A 26,272-nucleotide genomic window follows, 5' to 3' on the forward strand; every position below is an offset into this window, starting at 1 on the left:
CCTTCGTGACAATCCGGATCTCTCGGTCTGCTATGGTGTGGATGGGAGATCACGGAAGCAGGCGGAGGTTCTGATGGGCAGGAAGCGGACCGGCAGGTTCTGGCGGTGCGCCGCCATTGCGCTGGCAGTGGCCACGGGCGGCCATGCCGCATGGGCGCAAAGCGTGCCGGTGGGCGGCGGAGTCGTGCAGGGACCGGGCACGCCCGGCCCGATCAAGCGCGGCAAGGCGCCCGGCTATGACTTCCAGGACCAGTACATCGGGATTCCCGGCAAATCCGTTGCCGACAACATGGAACCGATGATCGATCATCCGGACCAGACCGCGGAAGTCGGAAAGAAGCTGGCCGATCTCCAGCGCAAGACCGGAAAGAAGCCCAACATCATCGTGTTCCTGATGGATGACGTGGGCTGGATGGACTTCGGCTTCAACGGCGGCGGCGTGACGCTGGGCGCGCCGACGCCCGATGTCGACAAGGTGGCGGCGCAAGGGCTGGTGCTCACCTCCGCCTATTCGCAGCCAAGCTGCTCGCCCTCGCGCGCGACGATTCTCACCGGGCAATTGCCGATCCATCATGGCCTGCTGCGGCCGCCGATGTATGGCGAGACCGGCGGGTTGAACGGCAAGCCGACGATCGCCTCGATGCTCTCGGCACAGGGCTATGTCACCCAGGCCATCGGCAAGTGGCACGTGGGTGAAAACGAAGGGTCGCAGCCGCAGAATGCCGGTTTCGACGATTTCCGTGGCTTCCTTTCGGTGTCCGACATGTACACCGAATGGCGCGATCCCAATTTCAATCCGGAAGTGGCGCTCAGCCCCACGCGCAGCCGGCTGATCGAGGAAGCGCCGTTCAACAAGTACGACGTTCACGCCGCGAAGGGCGGCAAGATCGAGAACGTGGGCCTTATCACGGTGGACTACAGCCGCGATCTGGACCAGCGCTGGGCCAATTACGCCGTCGATTTCCTCAAGCGGCAGAAGGGCGGAAGCAAGCCGTTCTTCCTCTACTACGGCACGCGCGGCTGCCATTTCGACAACTATCCGAACGCTTTCTACGCCGGCCGTTCGCCCGCGCGAAACGACTACACCGACTGCCTCGTCGAAATGAACGACATCTTCGCGCGGCTCTACAAGACGCTGGAAGAGACGGGCGAGATCGACAACACGATGATCGTGTTCACGTCGGACAACGGGCCGGAACAGGAAATCGATCCCCACGGCCGCACGCCGTTCCGCGGTGGCAAGGGATCGACCTGGGAAGGCGGAGTCCGCGTGCCGACCTTCGTGTACTGGAAGGGCATGATCGGGCCGCGCAAGTCCGACGGCCTGTTCGATTTCGCGGACATCCTGCCCACCAGCCTGAGCCTTGCCGGCGTGAAGGGGGCCGCGATCGGCGAGAAGATGGGGTCGGGCAACTATCTCGACGGGGTTGACCAGACCTCGTTCCTGCTCGCCGACAACGGCGCCTCGAACCGGCGCAGCATCCTGTATTTCTGGAACACCCAGTTCGCCGCGGTGCGAATGGACGAGTTCAAGTTCACCATGCTGACGCAGGACCCCTATGCGATGACGCCCAACGGCAACCACGGCGGGTTCACCGGCACGGTCAGCCAGACGGCGGGCGGCACCATGTTCAACCTCTACGCCAATCCGCAGGAGGATAATTCGGTGGCGATCCGGCACTTGCCGATCGCCATTCCGGTCGGCGCGGAAATCGCGCGCTACCAGCAGGTACTGCGCAAGTACCCGCCCAAGGTGCAGATCGGTTTCACCACCGGGAAGTAGGCGGGACGGGGAGCGATCGCCGTTGCCTGGGGCGATGACAGGCGTACCCTGACGTCTTAGGCTGCGCGGCCATGGGCGAAGACGATTTTGCGATGGCGGCCGCCGCGCTCGACCGGTGCGGCCGGCTCGATGGACATGGCGGCGACCTGCGCCGCCGCCTGCTGGCCCACGGCACGTTGCGGGTGCTGCCTGCGGGCCGTTGGGCCTATGCCGAAGGGGATGACGACAGCGGCATTCTCGTTGTCGTGCGCGGCGCGTTGCAGATCTATGCGCAGGCGCCGGGGGACCGGGACGTGCTGATCGGCCAGATCGGCCACGGCAATGCCATCGGCCAGACGGCGCGCTTCGGCGGCGGCCCCCGGCTCGTCACCGCGATCAGCACGGCGGCCAGTCTGGTTCTCCAGGTGACCGACGCCGCACTGGCGGCCATCGCACGCGATGAACCCCTGATCTGGCAGGCCATCGCCAGCCTCAACTATGCGCAACTGCGGATGATGGTGCAATTGCTGGCCGAAACCACCGCCTTGCCACCCCGGCAGCGGCTGGCGGCGCGGCTGGCGCGCTTCGCCTCCGACGCGCGCACCGGGGCGGAGCTGCTTCTCAGCCAGCAGGCGCTGGGCGAGATGGTCGGCCTCAGCCGCAAGACCGTGAACGCCTGCCTTGCCGATCTGGAGCAACGCGGGCTGGTGCGCCGCCGGTACGGCGCGATCGAGGTTCCCGATGCGGCGGCGCTGCAGGCGCACGCCTTTGCCATGGAAGCCTAGGTACGCCTCAGCCTCCAGCCTGCGCCACTTCCAGCGCCTCGCTGGCGTCCAGCCATGCGGCTTCTGCCTCTTCCAGTTCGTCGGCAACGGTGGCGCGGCGGCGGGACAGTTCGCCCATGTTGAGCTGGGCAAGGTCGTTCGGCGCGGAAGCCGGATCGATCAGCGCGGCATCGAACGCCGAAAGCTGCTTCTGCAGCCGGCCCATCCGCGTTTCCGCCTCGCTGACCTGCTTCTTCAGCGCGCGCATGTCCTCGCGCCATTGCGCGCCGGCCTTGCGTTGGGGCTTGGCGCCCTTGGCCTCGCTGGACTGCGCTTCGCGCGGCTGGTTCCGGCCCAGGATGAAGTCGATGTAGTCTTCCATCGACCCGGCGTATTCGGTCGCCGTGCCGCCATCGACCAGCACCAGCCGGTCCGCCGTCAGTTCCACCATATGCCGGTCGTGGCTGATGAGGATGACCGCGCCGTCATAGGCGTTGAGCGCCTGCACCAGCGCCTCGCGGGCATCGACGTCGAGGTGGTTGGTCGGCTCGTCGAGGATGAGCAGGTGCGGCGCATCGCGCGTGACGAGCGCCAGCGCCAGTCGCGCGCGTTCGCCGCCCGAAAGCGTGCCGACTTGCGCCGTGGCGGTATTGCCCGAGAACCCGAACCGCCCGAGCTGCCCGCGCACGGCGGCGGGCGTCTTGCCGTCCATCGCCCGCGTCATGAGTTCGAGCGGGGTGGAGGCGCTGGCCAGTTCCTCCACCTGATACTGCGTGAAATAGCCGATCTGCGTCTTGCCCGAGAGGCGCATCACGCCATCCATCGCCTCGAGCTGGCCGGCCAGCAGGCGCGCCAGCGTGGTCTTGCCATTGCCGTTGCGGCCGAGCAGCGCGATGCGGTCGTCCGGATCGATGCGCAGGTTGAGCCGTGCAAGCACCGGTGCGCCGGGGGCATAGCCGACCGCCGCCTTGTCCAGCGTGATCAGCGGCGGGCGCAACTCGTCGGGGCTGGGGAAGTCGAAGCGCATCGTCGGGTCTTCGATCAGCGCGGTGATCGGCTGCATCCGGGCCAGCATCTTGGCGCGCGATTGCGCCTGCTTGGCGGTGGAGGCGCGGGCGCTGTTGCGGGCGACATAGTCCTGCAGCTTGGCGCGTTGCGCGTCCTGCGCGGCGCGCGCGGCGGCGAGTTGCGCGGCACGTTCGGCGCGCTGGCGTTCGAAGCTGTCATAGCCGCCGGGGTAAAGCGTGATCTTGCCCCCCTGCAGGTGCAGGATGGTATCGACCACGTTGTTCAGCAGGTCGCGCTCGTGGCTGATGACGATCAGCGTGCCGGGATAGGACTTGAGGAAGTTTTCCAGCCACAGCGTCGCTTCAAGGTCGAGGTGGTTCGAGGGTTCGTCCAGCAGCAGCAGGTCCGGTGCGGAGAACAGCAGTGCGGCGAGCGCGACGCGCATCTTCCAGCCGCCCGAAAAGCTGTCGAGCGGCTGGGCCTGCATCTCTTCGTCGAAGCCCAGCCCGATCAGGATGCGCGCGGCGCGTGACGGGGCGCTGTAGGCGTCGATCGCCAGCAGCCGGTCGTGAACGTCGCCAAGCCGGTCGGGATCGGTGCAGGTCTCCGCTTCGGCGAGAAGCTGCTCGCGCTCCTTGTCGGCCGCCAGCACGGTTTCGAACGGCGTTGCGGTGCCGGCCGGCGCTTCCTGCGCGATATAACCCAGCCGCGCGCGGCGGGGCATGTCGATCGCGCCATCGTCGGGCTCGATTTCCCCGATGATCGCTTTCATCAGCGTCGATTTACCCGCGCCGTTGCGGCCGATCAGGCCGACCTTGCCGCCGGTGGGAAGCGAGGCGGAGGCGCGGTCGAGAATGGTGCGGCCGCCCAGCCGCACGGTGATATCGTTGATCGTCAACATGCCGCGCGCCTAGCAGGCCCGGCGCGAAAGCCCAACGGCCTATCTCGGCCGGCTATCCTGGTTGGCGCGTCAATGCAGCTTTAACTGCCGCCAGGCGGTCGGCGGCTGGCCGGCGAAGCTGCGGAAGGCGCGGGTGAAGTGGCTCTGGCTGCCGAAGCCGAGCGCTTCCGAAATCTGCGCGACCGTCAGTTCGGTGCTGGAGAGCATTTCCTGCGCGCGCTCCAGCCGGGCCTTCATCACGTACTGGTGCGGGCTGAGGCCGGTGGCGCGCTTGAACACCCGGCAGAAATGCGATGGCGTGAGGCCCACTTCGGCGGCGAGCGATTCCACCGTGTGTTCCTCCTCCGGGTGGGTCAGCACCGCGTTCATGACGTGATGGATGCGATAGGCGGAGAAGTCGGAGGTTGGAAAGGCCGTGGCGTTGGCGTCCGCCGGGCCGCGCAGCATGTGGGCCTTCAGCGCATCGACCAGCGTGGAGACATAGACGTTCCGCTCCGGCGTTTCCGGCGCATAGAGTTCCGCCAGCACTTGCCGCGTCAGCGCCACGCCCAGCGGGTCGGAAAAGGCGAAGCGCATCCGGTCGAACTGGTCGCGCGCAGGCACGACGCGAAGCTGGTCTTCCGCGATGGACAGGGTCACGACGTCCAACTCGCCATCGACGAGCCATCCGGTCGGGCGGCCCGAAGGAATGATCGTGGCGCAACCGGGGATCGAGCTTGCCTCGCTCCAGCCATCGCGGTCCCAGGTCTTGACGCGGGGCTTGCCGGCGATGTGGACCACGAACGTGGGGCTGGGCAGGGCGGGAAGTTCATAGCTGCCGACGAACTGGCGCCAGCGCGAAAGCTGCCAGCCTTTCTCGCCACCGCCCAGCTGGATGTCCGCGCCGCGCCCCAGCACGTCGGAGATGATCTGCTCGTTGGTCCAGCTTTCCGCCATTCGACTGCCTCTCACGCCGGCCGCAATATGACGTCGAGGTTCTTGAGCCCGTTGAGGAAATTCGAGCGGAACCGGCGCGGCGACCGTATAACCTCGAAAGACATAACCCGATCCGCGAGAATGTCGAACGCCACGCGCAACTGCATTTCGGCTAGGCGCGATCCGACGCAGACGTGCTGGCCCGATCCGAAGCCCAGGTGCGGGTTCTTCGCTCGCGTGATGTCGAACCGGTCCGGCGCATCGAACACCGTCTCGTCGCGGTTGCCTGAAACGTACCACAGCACGACCTTGTCGCCCTTGGTGATTTTCTGGCCGCCCAGCTCTGTATCCGCCATGGCTGTGCGGCGCATGTGGAGGACGGGCGAGGCATGGCGGACCATTTCCGGCGTGGCGGTCTTCAGCAGTCCGCGGTCGCGCCGCAGCATGGCCCACTGATCGGGGCTTTCGGCAAAGCGCTGTACGGTGTGTGACAGCGAATTGCGCGTGGTCTCGTTGGCGCCGACGAGTACGAGGATCAGGTTGCCGACGAAATCCCGGAAGGTGATCTTCTCCCCCCGGATTTCCACGTTGGCCAGCAGCGATGCGATGTCGTGCGAAGGCGCTGCCCGCCGCGCTTCGAACAGTTGGGTGGCGAAGGCGAAGAAATCGGCAAGCGTTGCCGCCATGGCTTCGGGGCTCTGGCGGAAATCGGGATCGTCCTCGCCCACGAAGGCGTTGGTCCAGTCATAGAGCTTGGGCCAGAGATCGGGCGACAGGCCCAGCAGTTCGCACAGCGTCAGCAGGGGGAGAGGAGCGGACAGCAGCGGCACGAGGTCCACTTCCTCGCCCAGCGGGATCGCCGCGACGAGGTGCTCCACCCGCGTGCGGATGCGCGCCTCGATATCGCCGAGCCGTGCTGGCGAGACCGCAGGCATGATGTGCTTGCGGTACTGGGTGTGGACCGGTGGATCGCGCGAGATGAAGGGGATGCCGATCGCGCTATCGCCCGCGCCCGTCAGCCCAACCTCGTTCTCGTTGAAAATGCGGTGGCCTCCGTTTTCGTAGGCGCTGGAGAACAGGGCGGGGTTGCGCGATACCTCCACGATGTCGGCATGGCGCAGCACCGCCCAGAAGCCCGCACCATCGCTTTCCGGGTTCCAGTAAACCGGATCTTCGCGCCGCAGCTGGGCAAGGGCGTCCCACGGCACGCCCTGTTCGAATAGCCGAGCGTCCTTCAGATCAAGGGCGCCGGAAGCGATGGCGCGGGCCTCGGCCATCAGAACGCGACCCTGACCGAGCCGCCGAACGTGCGCGGCGTGGAAGGCACGAGGAAGTTGTAGGGGAAGTCCGCCCCGCGCAAGTCCAGGCCGTAGGCATAGGTCTGGCGGTCAAACAGGTTGTTGGCGAAGGCCTTGAAGGTGAAGCGCCCGGTCTGGAACGCGGCGCTGACATTCACCTTGGCGTAGGCGCCCTGTTGCAGTTCGGCATTGTTCTGCGTGGTGCCGGTGGCGTTGATCGCGTTGAACGGCGAGAAATACTGCCGGCTGAAATAGGCTACGGTGGGGGAAAGCGTCAGCTTGCCGGTGGCGTTGTCCATCAGCGTGGCGTCGATGCCGGCCTGGAACGTCCATTCCGGGGCGAAGGGCAGGTTGTTGCCGTCCAGCGTCGTGCCCTGCAACGTCAATTGCTTGTAGCGGGCGTGGAGGTAGCCGGCGGAGGCGCTGAGCTTGAACATGCGCGAAAGGCGCGCGCTGGCCTCCAGTTCGGCGCCATAGACTTCCGACTTGGGCGCGTTGACGAGGAACGAGACCGGGCCGGGCCGCGTGTCCTGCACCTGCTGGTTGGTATAGTCGTAGTAGAACGCCGACCCAGTCAGCGTCAGGATGCCGCCGTAGCGGCCCTTGAAGCCCACTTCATAGGCGTTGACCCGCTCCGGCGCGATATAGGTGATCCCGGCCGAGGAGGTGTAGCCGCCACCGTTGAACGCGCCCGAACGATAGCCTCTGTTGTAGCTGGCATAGAGCAGCGTGCCGCCCGGCAGTTCGTAGCTCAGCGCCACGCGGCCGGTCAGCGCGCGGTTGCGCCCGTCGATGGCGTAGCGTGCCGTCGGATCATAGGCGCAGGTGCCCGCCACGCCGGCGCAGGGCACGGTCGTCGCCAGCGGCGTCTGCGCGCCGCCGATATCGCCGGCAAAGAGATAGGCATAGCCATCGCGATAAGTCGCGCGGTCCCAGGTGTAGCGCGCGCCAAGCGTCAGGGTCAGCCGGTCGGCCAGCTTGGAATCGCCTTGGGCGAACAACGCGGTGGACGATCGGCGCTGGCGATAGTGCTGGAAGAAGCCGCCGTTGACTCCCGGCCCCAGCGCGCTGCCGATGTTGAAGGTGTTGTCGGTGACGACCGTGTCCCAGCCATAAAAGCCGCCCGCGACGAGGCTCAGCTTGTCGTTGCTGTAGTTCAGTCGCAGCTCCTCGCTGAACTGGTTGTACGAAGAGCGCCAGTTGATGTCGAGGATGTCCACCGGCGCGCCGTCGGCCGCCTGCTGGAGGTTCTGCTTGCCCGCATCGCGCGAGGTAATCGAGGTCAGCGTGAGGGCATCCGAGATGTGGTAGGCCACGTTGGCGGAGATGCCGTAGGCTTCGGTGCGGTTCAGGCCGAGCCGGTTCTCGTTGGTCTCGAAGAAGCCGAGGCCGGCACGCGCCGGCAGGAAGCCCTGAACGGCTGCCTGCGAGCCACGATCGCGCCCGCCATAGATCTTGATCTTCACGTCCAGCGGTCCGTCTCCGGGACGGAAGCGCAGCGTGGCGCGGCCCTGCAAGGTATCCTGCGAATTGCCGTCGCGTCCGCCGGGGAACACGTTGCGGATCTGCCCGTCGCCCTTGATGTAGTTGGCGGCAAGGCGCAGGCCCAGTTCGTTCTCGACCATCGTGGTTTCGACGGCGGCCTGGGCTGTCCAGGTGTTGAAGTTGCCATAGCCGACCTCGGCATAGCCTTCGTTGTCGTGCAGCCCGGGCGCGCGGGTGATGAAGTTGATCGCGCCGCCAGTGGTGTTGCGGCCGAACAGCGTGCCCTGCGGCCCGCGCAGCACTTCCACGCGATCAAGATCGAACAGGCCCATGCCGTGCGCGGTGCGGTTGGCGAGATAGACGTCATCGAGATAGACGCCGACGGGTGAGGCCTGGTTGGAGTTGTATTCGTTGGCCACGCTGATGCCGCGCAGGCTGAAATTCGGCTGCGTCGAGCCATAGGGGCTGCTGATCTGCAGGTTGGGCACCGCCGATTGCAGCGCGGCGGAATTGGTGATTCCCTTCGATGCCAGGCTGTCGCCGCCGATGGCGGAAATGGCGATCGGGACTTCGAGCACCGATTGTTCGCGCCGCTGGGCCGTCACCACGATCACGTCCTGCGCGGCGGCGTTGTCGCTGGCGCTGTCTCCAGCCGTTTGCGCAAGGGCGATGGTCGGAAGCCAGGAGGCGCCACCCAGCAACAGGGCGGTGGCGAGGGCGGTGCGCATTCGGATTTCTCCCATGACATTCGCAGCCGGCTGGCCCGGCCTGCATCTGAAGAAACCCTATATCTTCGGGAGAGCGCTTTGCCGTTTCACAGGGTTGCGCCGGGATTTGACAATTCTTGCTGGTGTGAGAGCCGGTTTTGCCGGGGTCACAGCTGGGCGCGGATCGCCTTGCCGCGCAGGATCAGGGCGCGGGCGCCGCTGTCCATGTGCCGGCGCAGGAACCGGCTGGCGGCGCTGGCCTCGCCATAGCCCAGGCGGTGAGCGAGTTCCGACAGGTTAGGTTTTGCCTCAAGCGCGAAATATTCCCGCGCAACGCGCAGGCGTACATTGGTAAGAACATCGCCGAAGGTCATCTCGTGTGCCGCCAGCCGGCGTTGCAGGCTGCGCCCGCCAAGTCGCAGCAGCGCGGCGGTGCGCTCCAGCGTGGCCTGTCCGCCCGCCAGATGCGCGGCGACAAGTTCTTCCACCTGCCGCACGAAATCGCGCACGCTGGGGCGCATGGTCGCGGCGAGCTGGCGTTCGAGATAAGCGAGCAGGTGCGCGTTGCCGTTGGGATTGGTGCGTTTCATCTCCTCGCGGCGGATGACGACGGCGGAACGGTCGGCGCCGAAAGTGGTGGGGCAGCGAAAGAAGGTGCGATGGAGGTTGAGGTTGCGCGGCGGCGGATGGTCGAACTCGACGCGCAAGGGGCTCCAGTCGGCCCCCAGCACGAGCCGCAGGATGCGAACCTGCAAGCTGAGCGTGGCCTCTACGAACTGGCTGCCGCCGAAACGGGTGGGAATGGTGACGAACTGGACGAGCGCGATTTCGTCCTCGGTTTCGATGGAGCGGACGCCCAGCGCATCGCTTTCCAGATGCAGAAAGCGGTTCGAAACGCGGATCGTTTCCCCCACCGTCGGGCAGTGGCCCCAAAGCAGGCTCAGCGGGCCGTAGCCGTTCAGGTTGCACCAGGATGCGAAGGCCACGCCGATTTCCGGGCGGTTCGCCATGATCGCGCAGATCTGCATGATATCGACCATGGCGTGTGCGGGCACCGTTTCCCGCGTCGCACTCGATTGCACGATCGACCAAAGTTCGCGGTCGAGAATATCTTCCAGCGGTATGCCGGTAAGCCGCGCATACCGGACGAATTGCTGCATGGACGATGGATGCGCGACCGGCGTCATAAACTCTCCTGTCGCTATTGGTCATGATCGTGGCGTGATATGTCAAGATTTAATCGCAGGATTGAAGCAGACTCCATCCGTCTGATCCGGCGTAGAGCGGATAGTGAGAGAGGTAGTAAGCATGAAGGCAGTATTCCTTGCCGGCGTTGCCGGCATGGTCGTTTCGTCGGTTGTAGCAACGCCCGTGATCGCTCAGGAAAGCACGGCGGATAATCAGGGCGCCGGGCTCCAGGAAATCGTCGTCACCGCGCAGCGTCGCGCCGAAAATCTCCAGAACGTGCCGATCGCGATCACGGCGGCCAGCGGCGAAGCGCTGGCAACCGCCCGCGTCGAGAACATCTCCAACATCCAGGCGGTCAGCCCGTCGATCACGTTCCGCGCCACCAACATTTCCAGCTCCACGGCCAACGTCATCATTCGCGGCCTGGGCACCACGGGCAACAGCCGCAGCTTCGAAGGCTCGGTCGGCGTGTTCATCGATGGCGTGTACCGCACCCGCGCCGCCGCCGCGCTGCAGAGCTTCCTCGATATCGACAACCTGCAGGTGCTGCGCGGTCCGCAGGGCACACTGTTCGGCAAGAACACCACCGCCGGCGCCTTGCTGCTTTCGTCGGCCAAGCCTTCGACCGACCGCATGGAGGGCCTGTTTGACGCCAGCTATGGCAACTACAACACCTTCACCGTGCGCGCGGCAGGCAACGTGCCGATCAGCGATCACGCGGCGTTCCGCATCGCGGGCGTGGTCTCGCACCGCGATGGGTTCTACACGAACCCCACCAATGGCGAGCACCTGAACGGCGATTCCACGCAGGCTATCAAGGCGCAATTGCGGATCGAGCCGACGCCGGACCTCACCATCCGCCTGATCGGTGATTATTCGCACGGCGGCGGCAACTGCTGCTATGCGACTTCGGACTTCAAGAACGGCCCGACGCAGCCGCTGGTCGACCTGCTGACCACGCTGAACGGCGGCAAGGTGCCTTCGCGCAAGCTGTCCGACTTTCAGCAGACGCTGAATGGCAATGGCCGCCAGACGATCACCGATTACGGTGGCACGCTGCAGATCGAGGCCGGCCTTGGCGGCGGCACGCTGAAGTCGGTAACCGCGATCCGCAAGTTCAAGCTCGACCAGCGCGACATGGACCCGGATTTCTCGGGCGCGGATATCTTCCGCTACTACGAAAACTTCGACAGCCGCTTCATCTCGCAGGAACTGACCTACAACACGAAGATCAGCGCGCTGAACGCCGATGCCGTGTTCGGCGGCTTCGTCTCGGATGAAAAGCTGAAGATGGGCCGCACGCTGCCCTGGGCTTCGCAAGGGCAGGCCTACTGGAACGCGGTGCTGGGCGCTTCGGGCATTCCGGCCGGCACGGTGAACGCATCCGTCGGCCCGTGGGCGGTGGAAGCGATGTCGGGCAAGGCGCGTTCCTACGCCGGTTTCGCGCATCTCGATTTCGCGCTCGGCTCGAAGGTCAACATCATCGCCGGCGTGCGCTATTCGGTCGAAAAGAAGCAGGGCGCGTTCCGCAATGCGTTCTTCTCGCCGTTCCCGAACACCGTGTTCACGGTTCTCGGCCTTGGGCCGAGCCCGGCCTATGACAAGACCCGGACCGACAAGGCGGTCAGCGGCACGCTGGGCATCCAGTACCGTCCGGTCGACGATGTCATGCTCTATGCCACGTACAACCGCGGCTTCAAGGCGGGCGGCGTGAACATCGACGCGAACGCGGCGGGCACGCTGTTCAACAACCCGACCGTGTTCAACGCGCTTCCGCCGCAGCTTCAGGGCCTGATCCGCCTGATCAGCCCGACATCGACCGTGTCGACGCCGCTCGATCCCACCTACAAGCCGGAAAAGGTCAACGCCTATGAAGTGGGCGCCAAGTTCCAGTACCTGAACCGGCGCGCGCGGACCAACATCGCGCTGTTCTACTACGACCTCTCCGATCTCCAGATCGCGCAGTTCGTGGGGCTGCGCTTCACCGTGCTCAACGCGAAGTCGGCCAAGGACTATGGCGTCGAAATCGAGAACCTGTTCCAGCTTTCGAACAGCCTGACGCTGGGCATCGACGGCACCTGGATCCCGCACGCCAAGTACGCGAAGGATGCCTCGATCGATCCGGTCCTGTCGGATTCGCGGTTCCGCTTCGCGCCGAAGCTTTCGGCCAACGTCGCGCTCAATCTCGATCAGCCGCTGAGCGACAACCTGAACCTGACGGGGCGTGTGCAGTACCAGTACACCAGCCGCCAGCTCATCAGCACCGCGTCGCGTTCGGAACAGGGGCCGGTCAGCCTGGTCAACGCCAACCTGGGCTTCAAGATTCCGAAGTGGAACCTGCTGGTCGAAGGGTGGGTGCAGAACCTGTTCAACCGGACCTACTTCACCCAGTCGTTCCCGACGCCGCTCCAGACCGGTGACGAGAACGGCTATCTCGGCGCGCCACGTACCTACGGCCTGCGCTTGCGCGCCACGTTCTGACGCGTGATACCCGATCGGCGGGGTGCGGGACGGGATCGTCCGGCGCCCCGCTGACGGGAAGAGAGGGCCGGCAAAAGGAGAGGCAAGGATGCCCACAGATACCGACTTTTCCGGCAAGACCGTGCTGGTCGTCGGCGGTTCCAGCGGCATTGGCAACGGCATCGCCCAGGCGTTCCGCGCCCGTGGCGGGAAAGTCCACGTCTGGGGCACGCGGGCATCGGCGGACGAGTACGATCCGGGTGATGGGTCGGACCTGACGGGCCTGGGCTATTCCTGCGTCGACGTGGGCGATCCCGACGCCATCGATGCGGCGGCGTTGCCGTTCCCCTCGCTCGACGTCCTGATCCTCTGCCAGGGGACAGTCGTCTACAAGCGCGGCGAATTCGAGCGCGCCGGCTGGGACAGGGTGATGGCGGTCAATCTCGACAGCCTGATGCATTGCGCGCGCAAGTTCCGGCCGCAACTGGCCGAGAGTCGCGGCGCGGTCGTGATCGTCAGCTCGATTTCGGGGTTGAAGGCCAATATCGGCAATCCGGCCTATGCCGCGTCCAAGGCGGGCGCGATCAGCCTGACCAAGTCGCTGGGGCAGGCGTTCGCGGCGGACGGCATCCGCGTGAACGGGTTGGCGCCGGGGCTGGTCGATACCAAGCTGACCAAGGTGACCACCGCGCATCCGCAGCGGCTCGAAGGGGCGCTGGTCGCCATTCCGCAGCGCCGCATGGGCACGCCCGAAGACATGGCCGGCGCGGCGATCTTCCTCGCGTCGCCGCTGGCATCCTACGTCACCGGCCACACGCTGGTGGTGGATGGCGGCCTGTCCCTCTGAAACAGCCGGGAGCATCCCCTCATGCAGTTTGACCATACCGACAAGGTGAAGGGGCTGATCGCCCGGCTCGAAGGCTTCATGGACGAGCACGTCTATCCGAACGAAAAGACCTATGCCGATTTCGTCCACGATCAGGCGAACCTCTGGCAGGAATGGCCGGGGATGGAGGCGCTGAAGGTCCGCGCCCGCGATGCCGGGCTGTGGAACCTGTTCCTGCCGCACGAATACGGCGCGTTCTCGCCGGGACTCACCAATCTGGAATACGCGCCGCTGGCCGAGATCATGGGGCGCGTGCCCTGGGCCAGCCAGGTGTTCAACTGCTCCGCGCCCGATACCGGCAACATGGAAGTGCTGGCCAAGTTCGGCAGCGCGGCGCAGCAGGAGCGCTGGCTCAAGCCGCTGCTCGATGGCGAAATCCGTTCGGCCTATGTGATGACCGAGCCCCAGGTCGCCTCCTCCGACGCCACCAATCTGGAACTGTCGATCCGGCCCGAGGGCGACGAATACGTCATCAACGGCCGCAAGTGGTGGATTTCCAACGCGATGCACCCGCGGTGCGACATCTTCATCGTGATGGGCAAGACCGATTTCGATGCGCCGCGCCATGCGCAGCATTCGCAGATCCTGGTGCCCCGCGATACGCCGGGCATCACGGTGGTGCGGCACCTGACGGTGTTCGGTTCGCACAATTCGCCGGGTGGCGAGGTGGAACTGCGCTTCGACAACGTGCGCGTGCCGAAGGAGAACCTGATTCTGGGCGAAGGGCGCGGGTTCGAGATCGCGCAGGGCCGGCTGGGGCCGGGGCGCATCCACCATTGCATGCGCTCGATCGGTCAGGCGCAGCGCGCGCTGGAATACATGGCGCGCCGGGCGGACAGCCGGATCGCGTTCGGCCGCAAGCTGGCTGACCAGAGCAGCATTCGTCAGGACGTGGCACGCAGCTTCTGCGAGATCGAGATGGCCCGCCTGCTGACGCTGAAGGCGGCCGACGCCATGGACCGCCATGGCAACAAGGTGGCGCGCGACCTGATCGCGGCGATCAAGGTTATCGCGCCGCAGATGGCGCAGACCGTGGCCGATCGCGCGATCCAGGTCCACGGCGGCATGGGGGTGAGCGATGACACCCCGGTCGCCCACTTCTTCACGCTCAACCGCTATGTGCGGATCACTGACGGGCCGGAGGAAGTCCACATGTCGCAGCTCGGCAAGCTCAAGATTGCGGAATACGTCGCTGCCAACGCGCGCTGAACCGGGGAGGGCAAGGGCATGAAGGCGCTGCGATACCATGGCGCGCGGGACATTCGGCACGAGCCGATGGACGATCCGGTGCTCGAATCCGATCGCGATGCGATCATCCGCATGGACGCGTGCTCGATCTGCGGCAGCGATCTGCACATCTACCACGGACACGGCTTTTCCGAGGATATCGGCTTCTGCGTGGGGCACGAGGCCGTGGGCGAGGTGGTCGAGGTGGGGCGCGCCGTTTCGCGCGTGAAAGTGGGTGACAAGGTCATGGTGCCGGCGGCGGTGGGCTGCGGCGCGTGCCGGTCATGCCTTGCCGGCAACGTCCTGAACTGCGAATCCGGCCTGGGATCGTGCTACGGCCTTTCCGCGCGGCTGCAGGGCGTGCAGGCCGAAGCGTTCCGCGTGCCGGCGGCGGACATGAACGCGGTGCCCATTCCCGAAGGCGTGAGCGGCGATCAGGCGCTGATGATGACCGACGCGCTGGCGACCGCCTGGTTCGGCGCGCGCAACGCCGATATCCGCCCGGGCAGCGCCGTGGCCGTCATCGGCCTTGGCCCGATCGGCCTGATGGCGGTGGACAGCGCCTTCGTGATGGGCGCGCATGTGGTCTATGCGATCGATCCGATTGCCGAACGGCGCGCGCTGGCCGCCGAAGCGGGGGCGATCGCGCTGCATCCCGATGCCGCGCTGGAAACGATCCGTGAGGCCACGAAGGGGCGCAAGCTGGATTGCGTGGTGGAGGTGGTCGGGTCGGACGCCACGGTCGATCTGGCGCTGCGGCTGGTGGCGCGCCGGGGCACGGTTTCGGTGATCGGCGTCCAGCAATCGCGGCGCTATGCCTTTCCGCTGGAGCGCGCGTTTGCCGCCGGGCTGACTTTCCGCATCGGCACCTGCTCCGTGCCCGAGGAACTCCCTGCGCTGTTTCCGCTGGTGCAATCCGGGCGACTGCGGCCGGAGCGCTACATCAGCCACCGGATGCCGCTATCGCAAGGGTCGGAAGCCTATCGTCTGTTCGACAGCCGGGAAGCCGGCGCGCTCAAGATGGTTCTTGCGCCCGATTGACCTAACGGGGAGACAAACGGGTTGGACGAAATTAACTGATCGATTAAATTGGTCCGATGGATTGCATGGCATGCTGCCATTTTTCGCAATTCTTGCTGCGCCGGTTGTTGGGGCCAGCCCATGCGTTCACCGAAGCGGATTGCCGGAACTTCAGGAAATGAACGGCGCGGAAAGATGATGAGGAGAGCCTGATGACTGTCTGTACCGCCGCCGTTGCGCGGGCCGCCCATGCGGATTTCACGCTCGAACAGGTCACGGTCGAAGGGCCGCGCGCGGGCGAGGTGCTGGTGCGGATCGCCGGTGTCGGCCTGTGCCACACCGATCTTGTCTTCCGCGACCAGTTCGATGCGTTCGCCAAGCCTGCCGTGCTGGGCCATGAAGGCGCCGGCGTGATCGAGGCCGTGGGGGATGGCGTCGAGGGCCTTGCCGTGGGCGACCGCGTGGTGCTTGGCTTTTCAAGCTGCGGTACTTGCGCCCGCTGCGCCGAGGACTTGCCCAGCTATTGCGTGCAGTTCGTGCCGATGAACTATGCCGGGATGCGGCTGGACGATGGTTCCACCGCCTATGCCGGCGTGGATGGCGCGCGCGTATCCTCGCACTTCTTCGGCCAGTCCTCGTTCGCGACGCTGGCGGTCACGCGCGCGCGCAACGTGGTGAAAGTCGGCGATACTGCCCTGCCGCTGGAACTGCTGGGGCCGCTGGGCTGCGGCTTCCAGACCGGCGCGGGCGCGGTGATGCGGTCGATGGCCTGCCCCGCCGGTTCGTCGCTGATCGTGTTCGGCGGCGGACCCGTGGGGCTGGCCGCGGTGATGGCCGGGCGGATACAGGGCTGCTCCACGATCATCCTGGTCGAACCGATCGCCGCGCGGCGCGCCATCGGGCTGGAATTCGGCGCGACGCATGTGATCGATCCGGCCGCCGGCGATCTGGCGGCAGCCATCCGCGCGATCCTGCCGCTGGGCGTGGACTATGCGCTCGATACGTCGGGCAATGTCGGCGTGATCGAGACGGGACTTGCCAACCTTGCCCCGCACGGGATGATCGGCTTGGTCGGCGTGCCCAAGGACATGACCGCCGCGATCAGCGTGAACATCGCTGCGCTGATGACACCGGGCCTGCGCATCATCGGCATCATCGAAGGCGACAGCACGCCGCAGGATTTCATTCCGGAACTGCTGGCGCATCACGCTGCCGGCAATTTCCCGTTCGATCGCCTGATCCAGACTTTCCCGCTGGCGGAAATCAACGAAGCCATTGCGGCGCAGGCGCGCGGGGAATGCATCAAGGTGGTTCTCGTTCCCTGATTGCCGGGCCGCTCCCGCACAGACCCCAGTGAAAGGCACAGCCATGGAATTCAACGGTACTTACAGGATGCTGATCGGCGGCGAATTCGTTGCTGGCGGCGCCACGTTCGATGTGATCAATCCCGCGACCGAGGAAGCGATCGCCAGCGCGCCGGATGCGACGCAGGCCGATCTCGACGCGGCCGTGGTGGCGGCGCGCAAGGCATTTCCGGGCTGGGCCGGAACCCCGATCGAGGAGCGCAAGGCGAAGCTCAACGCGCTGGGCGATGCGATCTTCGCCAACCTCGATGGCTTCACGCGCCTGCTGACCAGCGAACAGGGCAAGCCGCACCACGAGGCGCAGGGCGAATGCATGGGCGCGGGGTACTGGCTCAAGGCCTTTACCGCGCTGGACCTGCCCGAAACGGTGAACGAGGATTCCGACGAGCGGATCAGCATCACGCGGCACGTGCCGCTGGGCGTTGTCGGCGCGATCGCGCCGTGGAACTTCCCCATGATCCTGGCGATGTTCAAGGTCGCGCCGGCGCTGCTTGCGGGCAATACGATGGTGCTGAAGCCATCACCGTTCACGCCGCTGAGCACGCTGAAGTTTGCGGAACTGGCGGCGGAAATCCTGCCGGCCGGCGTGCTCAACGTGATTACCGGCGGTGACAGCCTGGGGCCGTGGATGACCGCGCATCCGGGCTTCGACAAGATCAGCTTCACCGGATCGACCCAGACGGGCCGCCGCGTGATGGCCTCCGCTGCGCCCACGCTGAAGCGCGTGACGCTGGAACTCGGCGGAAACGATGCCGCCATCGTCATGCCCGATGTGGACGTGGAGAAGATCGCCGAACAACTGTTCTGGGCGGCCTTCACCAACAACGGCCAGATCTGCATCGCCACCAAGCGGATGTACATCCACAAGGACATCTACGAACCGCTGCGCGATGCCATCGTGGCCTATGCCAAGACGGTGAAAGTGGGCGATGGGTCGGAGCAGGGCACGCAGATCGGCCCGATCAACAACAGCCAGCAATACGCGCGCGTGCTGGAACTGATCCAGGATGCCAGGGACAAGGGCTATACCTTCCTGACGGGCGGAGAGAAGGCCGAGGTTCCGGGCTATTTCGTGCCGATCACGATCCTCGACAATCCGCCCGAAGACAGCCGCATCGTGCAGGAAGAACAGTTCGGCCCGGTCCTGCCGCTGATCCGGTTCGACGATTACGACGATGTGATCGCGCGCGCCAACGCATCGGACTACGGCCTTGGCGGATCGGTCTGGGGCAGCGACGAGGACAAGGCGTTCGAACTGGCCCAGCGTATCCAGTCGGGCACGGTCTGGGTCAACGAAACGCAGCACCTTTCGCCGCTGGCGGCATTCGGCGGCATGAAGCAGTCGGGCGTGGGCGTGGAAGGCGGGCTGGAAGGGCTGCTGGAATACACCGCCACGCAAACGCTGGTGCGCCGCAAGAAGGCCGCTTTCGTTTCCTGAGCCAATATCGGCAATTCCGGAAGGCCGGCCCGCTCCCTGTGAAGCGCGCCGGCCTTTTGCCTATTCCGCGAAAACGAACGTGTTGGCCTTTTCGCCGGCCGTCAGTGTGACCCTGGCCCCCAGCGGGTCGGTTTCCGCCATGCGCGCCAGCGTGGCGGCGTCGGCCGGGTTGGCGATGAAGCGCGTGCCGTCCGCCAAAGCGCCGATGGCGATTGCATGCGTGGGCACGCCCTTGGTGTGGACCACGGTATAGGTTCCGATCGTGCCCGTTCCCTGCGCCTGCGCGGTGATCGCGGGTTTGGGCACGGCATCGAGCCGCGCCTGGATGCTCTCCTTTTCGCAGCCGGGCCACGCGCGCGGTTCGCCCGAGAGCACCATGGCGCCGTATTTCGACTGGAAGCCGCCGTTCGCGCCCACGAAGCCGAAGCTCCCGGCTTCCCGCCGCAGCCGTTCGGCCATGCTGGCGATGGCGTGCATCGAATAGTTGTTTCCGGCGCCGCCGAAGTACGGAAGGCCGCCCGTCACCGTCAGGCCGCGTGGATCGTCTCCCGACAGGCCCAGTCCCTCGATCGCGGCGGTGAAGACCGGGATCGGAAAGCAGCTGTAGAAATCGAAGGTGGCCATGTCGGCGGCGGTCTTGCCGGCGCTGGCGAAGGCCGAAGCGATGGCGGCATCGGCGGCGGGATAGCGGTCGAGGGCCGGCCGGTCGAGAAGCTCGCGTTCCACCGCTAGCGCCGCGCCATGGACGAAGATCCAGCGGTCTTCCGGGATACCCGCCGCGCGCGCCGCGCCGGCCGCCATCAGCAGCACAGCCGCTCCCTGGTTGACCTGATCGCGCGCGACCAGCTTCAAGGTATAGGGATCGGCGACGATACGGTTGCGTTCGCCGGGCGTGGCGATCTGTTCCGCCGTCATCGGCGCGGATGCGGAGCAACTCCACGGGTTGGCGGCGGCGACCTGCGTGAACGGCGCGAACAGCCGCCCCATTTCCCGCGCATAGTCCTCCCGCGACAGGCCCAGCCGCGCGCGCCGCGCGTTTTCGAGCAGCGCATAGGCGATCGGCGCTCCGCGCACGCCGTGGCGCGCCGCGATGGCCGAGAGCATCCCTTCATAGCCGAGGCCCCGGTCGTCGATCGTGCCTTCGTCGTGTTCCGCCCAGTCGCGCGTTTCGCCCCGTCCACTGAGGTGGCGCGTGGTCGAGATCGCTTCCGCGCCGAAGGCGATGGCGGCTTCGGTTTCTCCGGCGAGAATGCGATCGCCCAGTTCCATGACCATCGACACTGGCGTGTCACCGCCCACCTTGCCAAGGATCGCATGGTCTGGCGTGACGCCAAGACGGCGGGCGACGGCAAGCGGGAACTTGTCGGGCTTTCCGAACGGGGAGGGCGCTGCGCCCGAATCCTCGAACGTTCGCACCGCGCCCACCACACGCAATTGCGGACGCACCAGCGCCGCCGCGCCGCTGTCCGCCAGCGCCGCTTCGGCCGCCGCCGCAGCGAGATCGGCGGCGGACAGCGCGCGATAATCGCCCGCCTCGATCCGGTCGACGACCTGACCTACGCCAACGATCACCGGTGTCCTGTCGGGTATGGTGCTCATGTCCTCTCCTCGTGCCATCCGGGCGGTGGCTTTGCGGTACCGGACCGGAGCGAAGCGGCGCGGTCAAGAGGTGGTGAGTGGGGCCGGCCAAGTTTTCTGTTCCGGCCATGCCGCGCAGGCTATATGCGCCGCTGGAAACCCGCCGAACCGGCGGACGGACGGATCATTCCTGTGACCAACGCATCATCCCCTTGGCGTGTCGCCGCGCTCTATCAGTTCGCACCGTTCCTCGATCCGGAAGCGATCCGCGCGCCGCTGGCGCGGTTGTGCTGCGGTCTGGACGTGAAGGGCACGCTGCTGGTCGCGCGCGAGGGGATCAACGGCACGATCGCGGGAACGGAGCAGGCAATCGATGCCGTGCTGGCGCACATCCGAGCGCTGCCGGGATGCGCCGGTCTGGACGTGAAATTCTCCGAAGCCTCGGACATGCCGTTCTACCGCATGAAAGTGCGGCTGAAGCGCGAGATCGTGACGATGGGCGAGCCGGACATCGATCCGCTGGCAAGCGTCGGCCATTATGTGTCGCCCGAAGATTGGAATGCGCTGATTTCCGATCCGGGGACGATCGTGATCGATACCCGCAACGATTACGAGGTCGCCGTTGGCACGTTCGAGCGCGCGATCGATCCACGCACGCAGTCGTTCCGCGAATTTCCCGCGTGGTTCCGCGCCGAACGCGCGCGCCTGCTGGGCCAGGGCAAGCCCCCGAAAGTGGCGATGTTCTGCACCGGCGGCATCCGCTGCGAAAAATCGACCGCTTTCCTCAAGGCGGAAGGCGTGGACGAGGTCTATCACCTCAAGGGTGGCATCCTGAAATATCTGGAAACCGTGCCCGAAGCGGAAAGCCTGTGGCGCGGCGAATGCTTCGTGTTCGATGAACGGGTGACCGTGGGGCACGGTCTGGTCCAGGGCTCCTACGAACTGTGCCGCGCGTGCCGCCGCCCGATTGGCGCGGCGGACCGGGCTTCGCCGCTGTTCGAGGAAGGCGTCAGCTGCGCCGCGTGCCACGGCGAACGGACCGAGGCGCAGCGCGAGAGCTATCGCGAACGGCATCGGCAGGAACAACTGGCGACACGGCGCGGCTACCGCCACGTCGGCGCGGTGATGGAGGAGCAGGCATGACGCGCCGGGGAACCGAAGCGCGCCGTGCGCGGCTGGTGCTGGTGGCGCTGCTGGTGGCGCTGGCGCTGTGGATCGTGCGCGAATTCCTGCCGGCGCTGGCCTGGGCGGTGATCATCGCGGTGGCGATCGATCCGCTCTATCTGCGTTTGCGCGGGCGCTGGAATGGCCGGATCGCGCGCGTGCTGCTGCCGGCGGCGATCACGCTGGCGGTGGCGCTGGTGGTGCTGGTGCCGCTGCTGTTCGCGATCGGGCAGGCGCTGGCAGAGGCGCGGCAGATCGGGCAGGGCTTCGAATGGGCGAGGAACAACGGCATCGCCCCGCCGGCCTGGCTGGACGGCACGGCGCCGTTCGCGCGGTCGTGGTGGCAAGCCCACCTCGCCGATCCCCATGCGCCGGGATTCGTGCTCGGCCGGATGCTGGACGTCGATGTGGTCATGCATGGCCGGCTCATCGGCAGCAACCTGATGCACCGCGCGGTGGTGTTCGCCTTCACGCTGATGACGCTGTTCTTCCTGTTGCGCGACCGGGATACGATCGTCGAACAGTGCCTTCGCGCCAGCGATCGCGTGTTCGGCCCGGCCGGGGAACGGATCGGGCGGCAGGCGATCAATTCGGTGCGGGCCACGATCGACGGGCTGGTCCTTGTCGGGATAGGCGAAGGCGCGGTCATGACGATCGTCTATTCCGTGCTCGGAACGCCCCACCCGATCATGCTCGGCACCCTGACGGCGGTTGCGGCCACGATCCCGTTCGGTGCGGCGGTGATGTTCGCCGTGGCTGCCGCCTTGCAGATCGCGATGGGATCGCCGGTCAATGCCGGCATCATCGTGGTCAGCGGGCTGATCGTGCTGGCGGTGGCAGACCACCTCATCCGCCCCGCGATCATCGGGGGAGCCACCCGCCTGCCGTTCCTGTGGGTGCTGATCGGCATTCTGGGCGGCGCGGCCACCTTCGGCATCCTCGGCCTGTTCGTGGGGCCGGCGACGATGGCGGTGCTGGTCATGCTGTGGCGGGATTTTGCCGACGGTGCCGGGCAGGGCGGCGAGGCGCCGTCCGAATAGCCGGCGCGCCTATCGCGCGAACCAGCCCCACACCAGCCGCGCTGTCAGCGCCAGGCTTACTGTCACCAGCAGCGGCCGGATCAGCCGTGCACCCAGCCGCGTCGCCCAGTGCGAGCCCAGCCATGCCCCGGTCATCGCGCCCGCGCCCATGCACAGGCCCAGCAGCCACAGCACTTGCCCGCCGGACGCGAAGACCACGATGCTGGCGACGTTGCTGGTCAGGTTGAACAGCTTGGTCAGCCCCGTCGCCCGCGTCAGGCCAAGCCCGCGCAGGCCGACCAGCGTGGTCGTGTAGAACTGGCCCGCGCCGGGGCCGAAAAAGCCGTCGTAGAAGCCTACCGCGCCTGCCGCCGGCAGATAGCCGCGCTCCGAAAGCCGCGCCGTGCTGTCGTGATCGTCCATGCGCGGCGAAAACACGGTATAGAGCGCGATCCCCATCAGCAGCAACGGCACCACCAGTCGCAGTACATCGGCATCGAACCGCTGGATCACCAGCGCTCCGGCCAGCGCGCCCGCGAAGATCGCCACCACCGCGGGAAGGTTGGGGCGTATCGCGAACAGCCCGGCGCGGTGATAGCGCAGCGTCGCCATCGCGGTGCCGCAGGCGGATTGCACCTTGTTGGTGCCCAGCACCACGTGCGGCGGCAGGCCGGTGTAGATCAGCGCCGGCATCATGATCAGCCCCCCGCCACCGGCGATGGCATCGACGAAGCCCGTCAGCACGGCAACGGCGGTCAGCGCGGGATAGAGCCACGGTTCGATCATTTGCGCGCCATGGCGTTTCGCCGTAAGGGCCGCAATCCTCTTTCCACGTCTTGCGCCGGGCATCGCCCGCATTTCAGGCCGACCGCTTCGTCATGACCCGTTTTTCGTTCTCGATCCACGCCACCAGCGGCAAGGCGCGCACCGGCGTCATCACCATGAAGCGCGGGGAAATCCGCACCCCGGCGTTCATGCCCGTGGGCACGGCGGCAACCGTCAAGGCGATGAAGGTGGAAGACGTGCGCGCCACGGGTGCGGACATCATCCTGGGCAATACCTATCATCTGATGCTGCGCCCCGGCGCGGAGCGCATGGCGCGGCTGGGGGGGCTGCACAAATTCATGGGCTGGGACCGCCCGATCCTGACCGACAGCGGCGGCTATCAGGTCATGAGCCTGTCGGACCTGCGCAAGATCACCGAGGAAGGCGTCACGTTCGCCAGCCATCTCGACGGATCGCGGCACATGCTCTCGCCCGAACGCTCGATGGAGATCCAGCGCCTGCTGGGGTCCGACATCGTCATGGCCTTCGACGAATGCCCGCGCGCCGATCAGCCGCGCGATGTGATCGCCCGTTCGATGGCGATGTCGATGCGCTGGGCCAGGCGCAGCCGCGAAGGCTTCGACAGCGGCGGCGAACACGCCGAAAATGCCGCGCTGTTCGGTATCCAGCAGGGTGCGCTCGATGAAGGCCTGCGCCGGGAAAGCGCCGACGCCTTGCGCGACATCGGCTTCGATGGCTACGCGATCGGCGGGCTGGCCGTGGGCGAGGGGCAGGAGGCGATGTTCGCCACGCTCGATTTCGCGCCCGACCAGTTGCCGCAGGATCGCCCGCGCTACCTGATGGGGGTGGGTAAGCCCGACGACCTCGTCGGCGCCGTCGAACGCGGCGTGGACATGTTTGATTGCGTGCTGCCGACGCGATCGGGCCGCAACGGGCAGGCGTTCACCTGGAACGGCCCGCTCAACCTGCGCAACGCCCGCTTCGCCGAAGACACCGGCCCGCTGGACGAACGCTGCACCTGCCCCGTCTGCGCGAAGTACAGCCGCGCCTATCTCCATCACCTGCACAAGTCCGGCGAAATGCTGGGCGCGATGCTGGTGACGGAGCACAACCTCTCGTTCTACCAGCAGCTGATGGCGGGGATGCGGGCGGCTATCGCGGAAGGGACTTTTGCCACGTTCGCAGCGGACTTCCGGCGGAACTATCTTTGAAATTAAACATCCAATTTCGCAGTAAGAGCCTGAACCATTTGAAGTTTCAGTGGGTGTTTGCCATCCTGATCCCGTCAACATGGGGAGAGGGGCATGAATAGTCGACTGGCGGGATGGGCGCAGGCTTTGATTGCCACTTTAGTGCCTCTGTCCGCCCCTCATGCGCAGTCCCTGGAAGAACTGGCGGCAAGGTTCGGGGCCCGCGAAGGTGTCATGTCGATGTCGCTCGCGCCTGATGGCGCCCATGCGGCGATCATTACACCCGGCCCTTCGGGCCAGTTGGTCATGGTCATAGATCTTATAGCAGGCGGTGCGCCGAAGCCGATTTTGCGCAGCAGTCAAGCGAGCGAGCAGTTCAGCAGGTGCTTGTGGCCAACGGCAAGCAGGCTGGTCTGTTACGTTTCCATCACCACGAAGCTCACAGACGCGCTTGCACGATACTCCCGCACCATCGCAGTCGATAGTGACGGAAGCAATTTGAAGGTGGTGACCGAGCGGACAAGCAACCGTGCTCTTGGCATAACCTGGAATGGCGGATCGATCATCGATTGGACCGGAGACAAACCGGGCTGGGTGATGATGACGCGCCAGTTCGTGCCGGAAACCGATATAGGCACTCGTATTGCCCAGCGGTATGAGGGTCTTGGCGTGGAATCCGTGGACGTGAATTCGCTGGTGCGGCGGATTGTCGAAGTGCCAAAGTCTGGCTCCGTCGAATATATTACCGACGGGATCGGGCATGTGCGTATCTTGGGGACAGAGGTCAGTGCTTCTGGCCCTTACTCCTCCGGGACTATCGATTATTCCTACCGCAAGGCCGGCGATAGGACATGGTATCCTTTGGGGCGGGTCGATCAGGGGGACGCGGGTCTGGGCAAGGGGTTCAATCCCCTGACTGTCGATCCGGTTCAGGATGTGGTCTATGGTTTTGACGCCGGCCCTTCCGGACGTCAGGCGCTGTATCGCATCAAGCTCGATGGAAGCGGCAAGAAGGAGCTAGTGCTCGGTCGCGATGACGTGGATGTGGACGAACTGATTGTGATCGGTCGTCAACGGCGCGTTGTGGGGGTGGGTTACGCAACGGACAAGCGGCGGGCTGAGTATTTCGATCCGGCCCTGAAAACGCTGGCGGCGGCTTTGGGCAAAGCGCTGCCAGGCAAGCCGCAGGTCGATTTCGTGAGTGCCAGCGAAGACGAAAGCAAGCTGCTTCTGTTTGCCGGCAGCGATGTTGATCCGGGGCAGTACTATTTGTTCGACAAGGGTACGCACAAGCTGGAATCATTGCTTCCGGCTCGCGGCCAGCTTGAAGGCAGGAAGCTGGCGGAAATGAAGCCAGTCACTTTTCCGGCATCGGATGGAACGATGATCCCGGGGTACTTGACGATACCTCCGGGCAGTGACGGCAGAAATCTTCCGGCCATCGTCATGCCGCATGGCGGCCCCAGTTCGCGAGACGAATGGGGATTTGACTGGCTGGTGCAGTTTTTCGCCGTGCGCGGATTTGCAGTGCTGCAACCCAATTACAGGGGGTCCAGCGGCTATGGCGCAGACTGGTACCAGAAAAACGGATTCCAGTCCTGGCGCACCGCGATCGGTGACATAGACGATGCGGGCAAGTGGCTGGTCAGCCAGGGGGTGGCGGCGCCGGGCAAACTGGCGATTGTGGGATGGTCTTATGGAGGATACGCGGCGCTTCAGTCCGGCGTTGCCGAACCGGGGCTGTACAAGGCGATTGTCGCCATAGCGCCGGTGACGGATCTTGAGCGGCTGCGGCGGGATCACGTCGATTATACGGACTACAAGATCGTGGACAGGTTCATTGGCCATGGCGAGCATGTGGCTTCTGGTTCCCCAGCGCAGAATGCCGCAACCATTTCCGCCCCTGTTCTGCTGTTTCACGGATCGTGGGATATCAACGTCAATGTCGGCCATTCGCGACTAATGGCCGACAAGCTTCGAGATGCCGGGAAGACTGTCGAATATATCGAGTTTCCGGATCTTGATCACCAGCTGGACGATGCCGCGGCGCGCACGAAAATATTGTCCATGAGCGACGCCTTCATCCGCAAGATGCTTAACCGCTAGTCGCCC

The 26,272-nt window shown here is 65.6% G+C and carries 19 protein-coding genes; 12 read left to right on the forward strand and 7 right to left on the reverse strand.

Annotated features, from left to right (window positions below; genetic code table 11):
- Positions 1-73 precede the first annotated feature (73 nt).
- A complete protein-coding gene (locus tag F1640_RS17385) occupies positions 74-1,783 on the forward strand; it encodes a sulfatase-like hydrolase/transferase (protein ID WP_194920346.1) in 1,710 nt (569 codons plus the stop codon).
- 71 nt (positions 1,784-1,854) lie between these two features.
- Positions 1,855-2,547, forward strand: coding sequence for a Crp/Fnr family transcriptional regulator (locus F1640_RS17390; protein ID WP_194920348.1), 693 nt, complete (start codon positions 1,855-1,857; stop codon positions 2,545-2,547).
- 7 nt (positions 2,548-2,554) lie between these two features.
- On the opposite strand, the gene F1640_RS17395 is transcribed toward F1640_RS17390, so the two are convergent.
- The 5 genes from F1640_RS17395 to F1640_RS17415 all read right to left on the reverse strand — a co-directional run bounded on the left by F1640_RS17395 (position 2,555) and on the right by F1640_RS17415 (position 10,027).
- Positions 2,555-4,435: an ABC-F family ATP-binding cassette domain-containing protein gene (locus tag F1640_RS17395; protein WP_194920350.1), complete on the reverse strand. Its 1,881-nt coding sequence runs from the start codon at positions 4,433-4,435 to the stop codon at positions 2,555-2,557.
- A 69-nt stretch (positions 4,436-4,504) separates the two neighbouring features.
- Positions 4,505-5,371: a helix-turn-helix domain-containing protein gene (locus F1640_RS17400; RefSeq protein WP_194920351.1), complete on the reverse strand. Its 867-nt coding sequence runs from the start codon at positions 5,369-5,371 to the stop codon at positions 4,505-4,507.
- 11 nt (positions 5,372-5,382) lie between these two features.
- The gene (locus F1640_RS17405; RefSeq protein WP_194920354.1) at positions 5,383-6,627 is read right to left on the reverse strand and encodes a cytochrome P450; all 1,245 of its coding nucleotides are present in this window, start codon (positions 6,625-6,627) and stop codon (positions 5,383-5,385) included.
- Positions 6,627-8,861 (reverse strand): TonB-dependent receptor, encoded by a 2,235-nt coding sequence (locus F1640_RS17410; protein ID WP_194920356.1) that lies wholly within the window; start codon positions 8,859-8,861, stop codon positions 6,627-6,629. Before F1640_RS17410 ends, F1640_RS17405 begins: the two co-directional genes overlap by 1 nt.
- A gap of 146 nt (positions 8,862-9,007) precedes the next feature.
- Complete coding sequence (locus tag F1640_RS17415) at positions 9,008-10,027, reverse strand: AraC family transcriptional regulator ligand-binding domain-containing protein (protein ID WP_125955152.1); 1,020 nt, start codon at positions 10,025-10,027, stop codon at positions 9,008-9,010.
- A gap of 121 nt (positions 10,028-10,148) precedes the next feature.
- Here F1640_RS17415 and F1640_RS17420 point away from each other — a divergent pair, with 121 nt between their 5' ends.
- The 6 genes from F1640_RS17420 to F1640_RS17445 all read left to right on the forward strand — a co-directional run bounded on the left by F1640_RS17420 (position 10,149) and on the right by F1640_RS17445 (position 18,423).
- On the forward strand, positions 10,149-12,509 hold the full coding sequence (locus tag F1640_RS17420) for a TonB-dependent receptor (protein WP_194920358.1): 2,361 nt from the start codon (positions 10,149-10,151) through the stop codon (positions 12,507-12,509).
- Between the two features lie 88 nt (positions 12,510-12,597).
- Positions 12,598-13,335, forward strand: coding sequence for an SDR family NAD(P)-dependent oxidoreductase (locus tag F1640_RS17425; protein ID WP_194920360.1), 738 nt, complete (start codon positions 12,598-12,600; stop codon positions 13,333-13,335).
- Between the two features lie 21 nt (positions 13,336-13,356).
- Complete coding sequence (locus tag F1640_RS17430) at positions 13,357-14,583, forward strand: acyl-CoA dehydrogenase family protein (protein ID WP_194920362.1); 1,227 nt, start codon at positions 13,357-13,359, stop codon at positions 14,581-14,583.
- Positions 14,584-14,601: 18 nt separating this feature from the next.
- A complete protein-coding gene (locus tag F1640_RS17435) occupies positions 14,602-15,642 on the forward strand; it encodes an alcohol dehydrogenase family protein (RefSeq protein WP_194920363.1) in 1,041 nt (346 codons plus the stop codon).
- 191 nt (positions 15,643-15,833) lie between these two features.
- A complete protein-coding gene (locus tag F1640_RS17440; RefSeq protein WP_194920364.1) occupies positions 15,834-16,946 on the forward strand; it encodes an NAD(P)-dependent alcohol dehydrogenase in 1,113 nt (370 codons plus the stop codon).
- 43 nt (positions 16,947-16,989) lie between these two features.
- Positions 16,990-18,423: an aldehyde dehydrogenase family protein gene (locus tag F1640_RS17445; protein ID WP_194920365.1), complete on the forward strand. Its 1,434-nt coding sequence runs from the start codon at positions 16,990-16,992 to the stop codon at positions 18,421-18,423.
- Positions 18,424-18,483: 60 nt separating this feature from the next.
- On the opposite strand, the gene F1640_RS17450 is transcribed toward F1640_RS17445, so the two are convergent.
- Positions 18,484-20,022, reverse strand: coding sequence for an acetyl-CoA acetyltransferase (locus tag F1640_RS17450; RefSeq protein ID WP_194920367.1), 1,539 nt, complete (start codon positions 20,020-20,022; stop codon positions 18,484-18,486).
- Between the two features lie 171 nt (positions 20,023-20,193).
- Between F1640_RS17450 and F1640_RS17455 the strand changes: the two genes are divergently transcribed.
- Positions 20,194-21,144 carry a rhodanese-related sulfurtransferase gene (locus F1640_RS17455; protein WP_309229294.1) on the forward strand — a complete coding sequence of 317 codons (951 nt, stop codon included), beginning with the start codon at positions 20,194-20,196 and terminating at the stop codon, positions 21,142-21,144.
- On the forward strand, positions 21,141-22,205 hold the full coding sequence (locus F1640_RS17460; RefSeq protein ID WP_194920369.1) for an AI-2E family transporter: 1,065 nt from the start codon (positions 21,141-21,143) through the stop codon (positions 22,203-22,205). The genes F1640_RS17455 and F1640_RS17460 overlap by 4 nt, the downstream gene beginning before the upstream one ends.
- Positions 22,206-22,214: 9 nt before the next feature.
- On the opposite strand, the gene F1640_RS17465 is transcribed toward F1640_RS17460, so the two are convergent.
- Positions 22,215-22,970: a TSUP family transporter gene (locus tag F1640_RS17465; protein ID WP_194920370.1), complete on the reverse strand. Its 756-nt coding sequence runs from the start codon at positions 22,968-22,970 to the stop codon at positions 22,215-22,217.
- A 92-nt stretch (positions 22,971-23,062) separates the two neighbouring features.
- On the opposite strand from F1640_RS17465, the gene tgt reads away from it, so the two are divergent.
- Complete coding sequence (gene tgt / locus F1640_RS17470) at positions 23,063-24,181, forward strand: tRNA guanosine(34) transglycosylase Tgt (protein WP_194920371.1); 1,119 nt, start codon at positions 23,063-23,065, stop codon at positions 24,179-24,181.
- A 93-nt stretch (positions 24,182-24,274) separates the two neighbouring features.
- A complete protein-coding gene (locus F1640_RS17475; RefSeq protein WP_194920374.1) occupies positions 24,275-26,266 on the forward strand; it encodes a S9 family peptidase in 1,992 nt (663 codons plus the stop codon).
- Positions 26,267-26,272: the final 6 nt, after the last annotated feature.

It is taken from the genome of Novosphingobium sp. NBM11 (assembly GCF_015390225.1).
In the GTDB taxonomy this organism is placed as follows: domain Bacteria; phylum Pseudomonadota; class Alphaproteobacteria; order Sphingomonadales; family Sphingomonadaceae; genus Novosphingobium.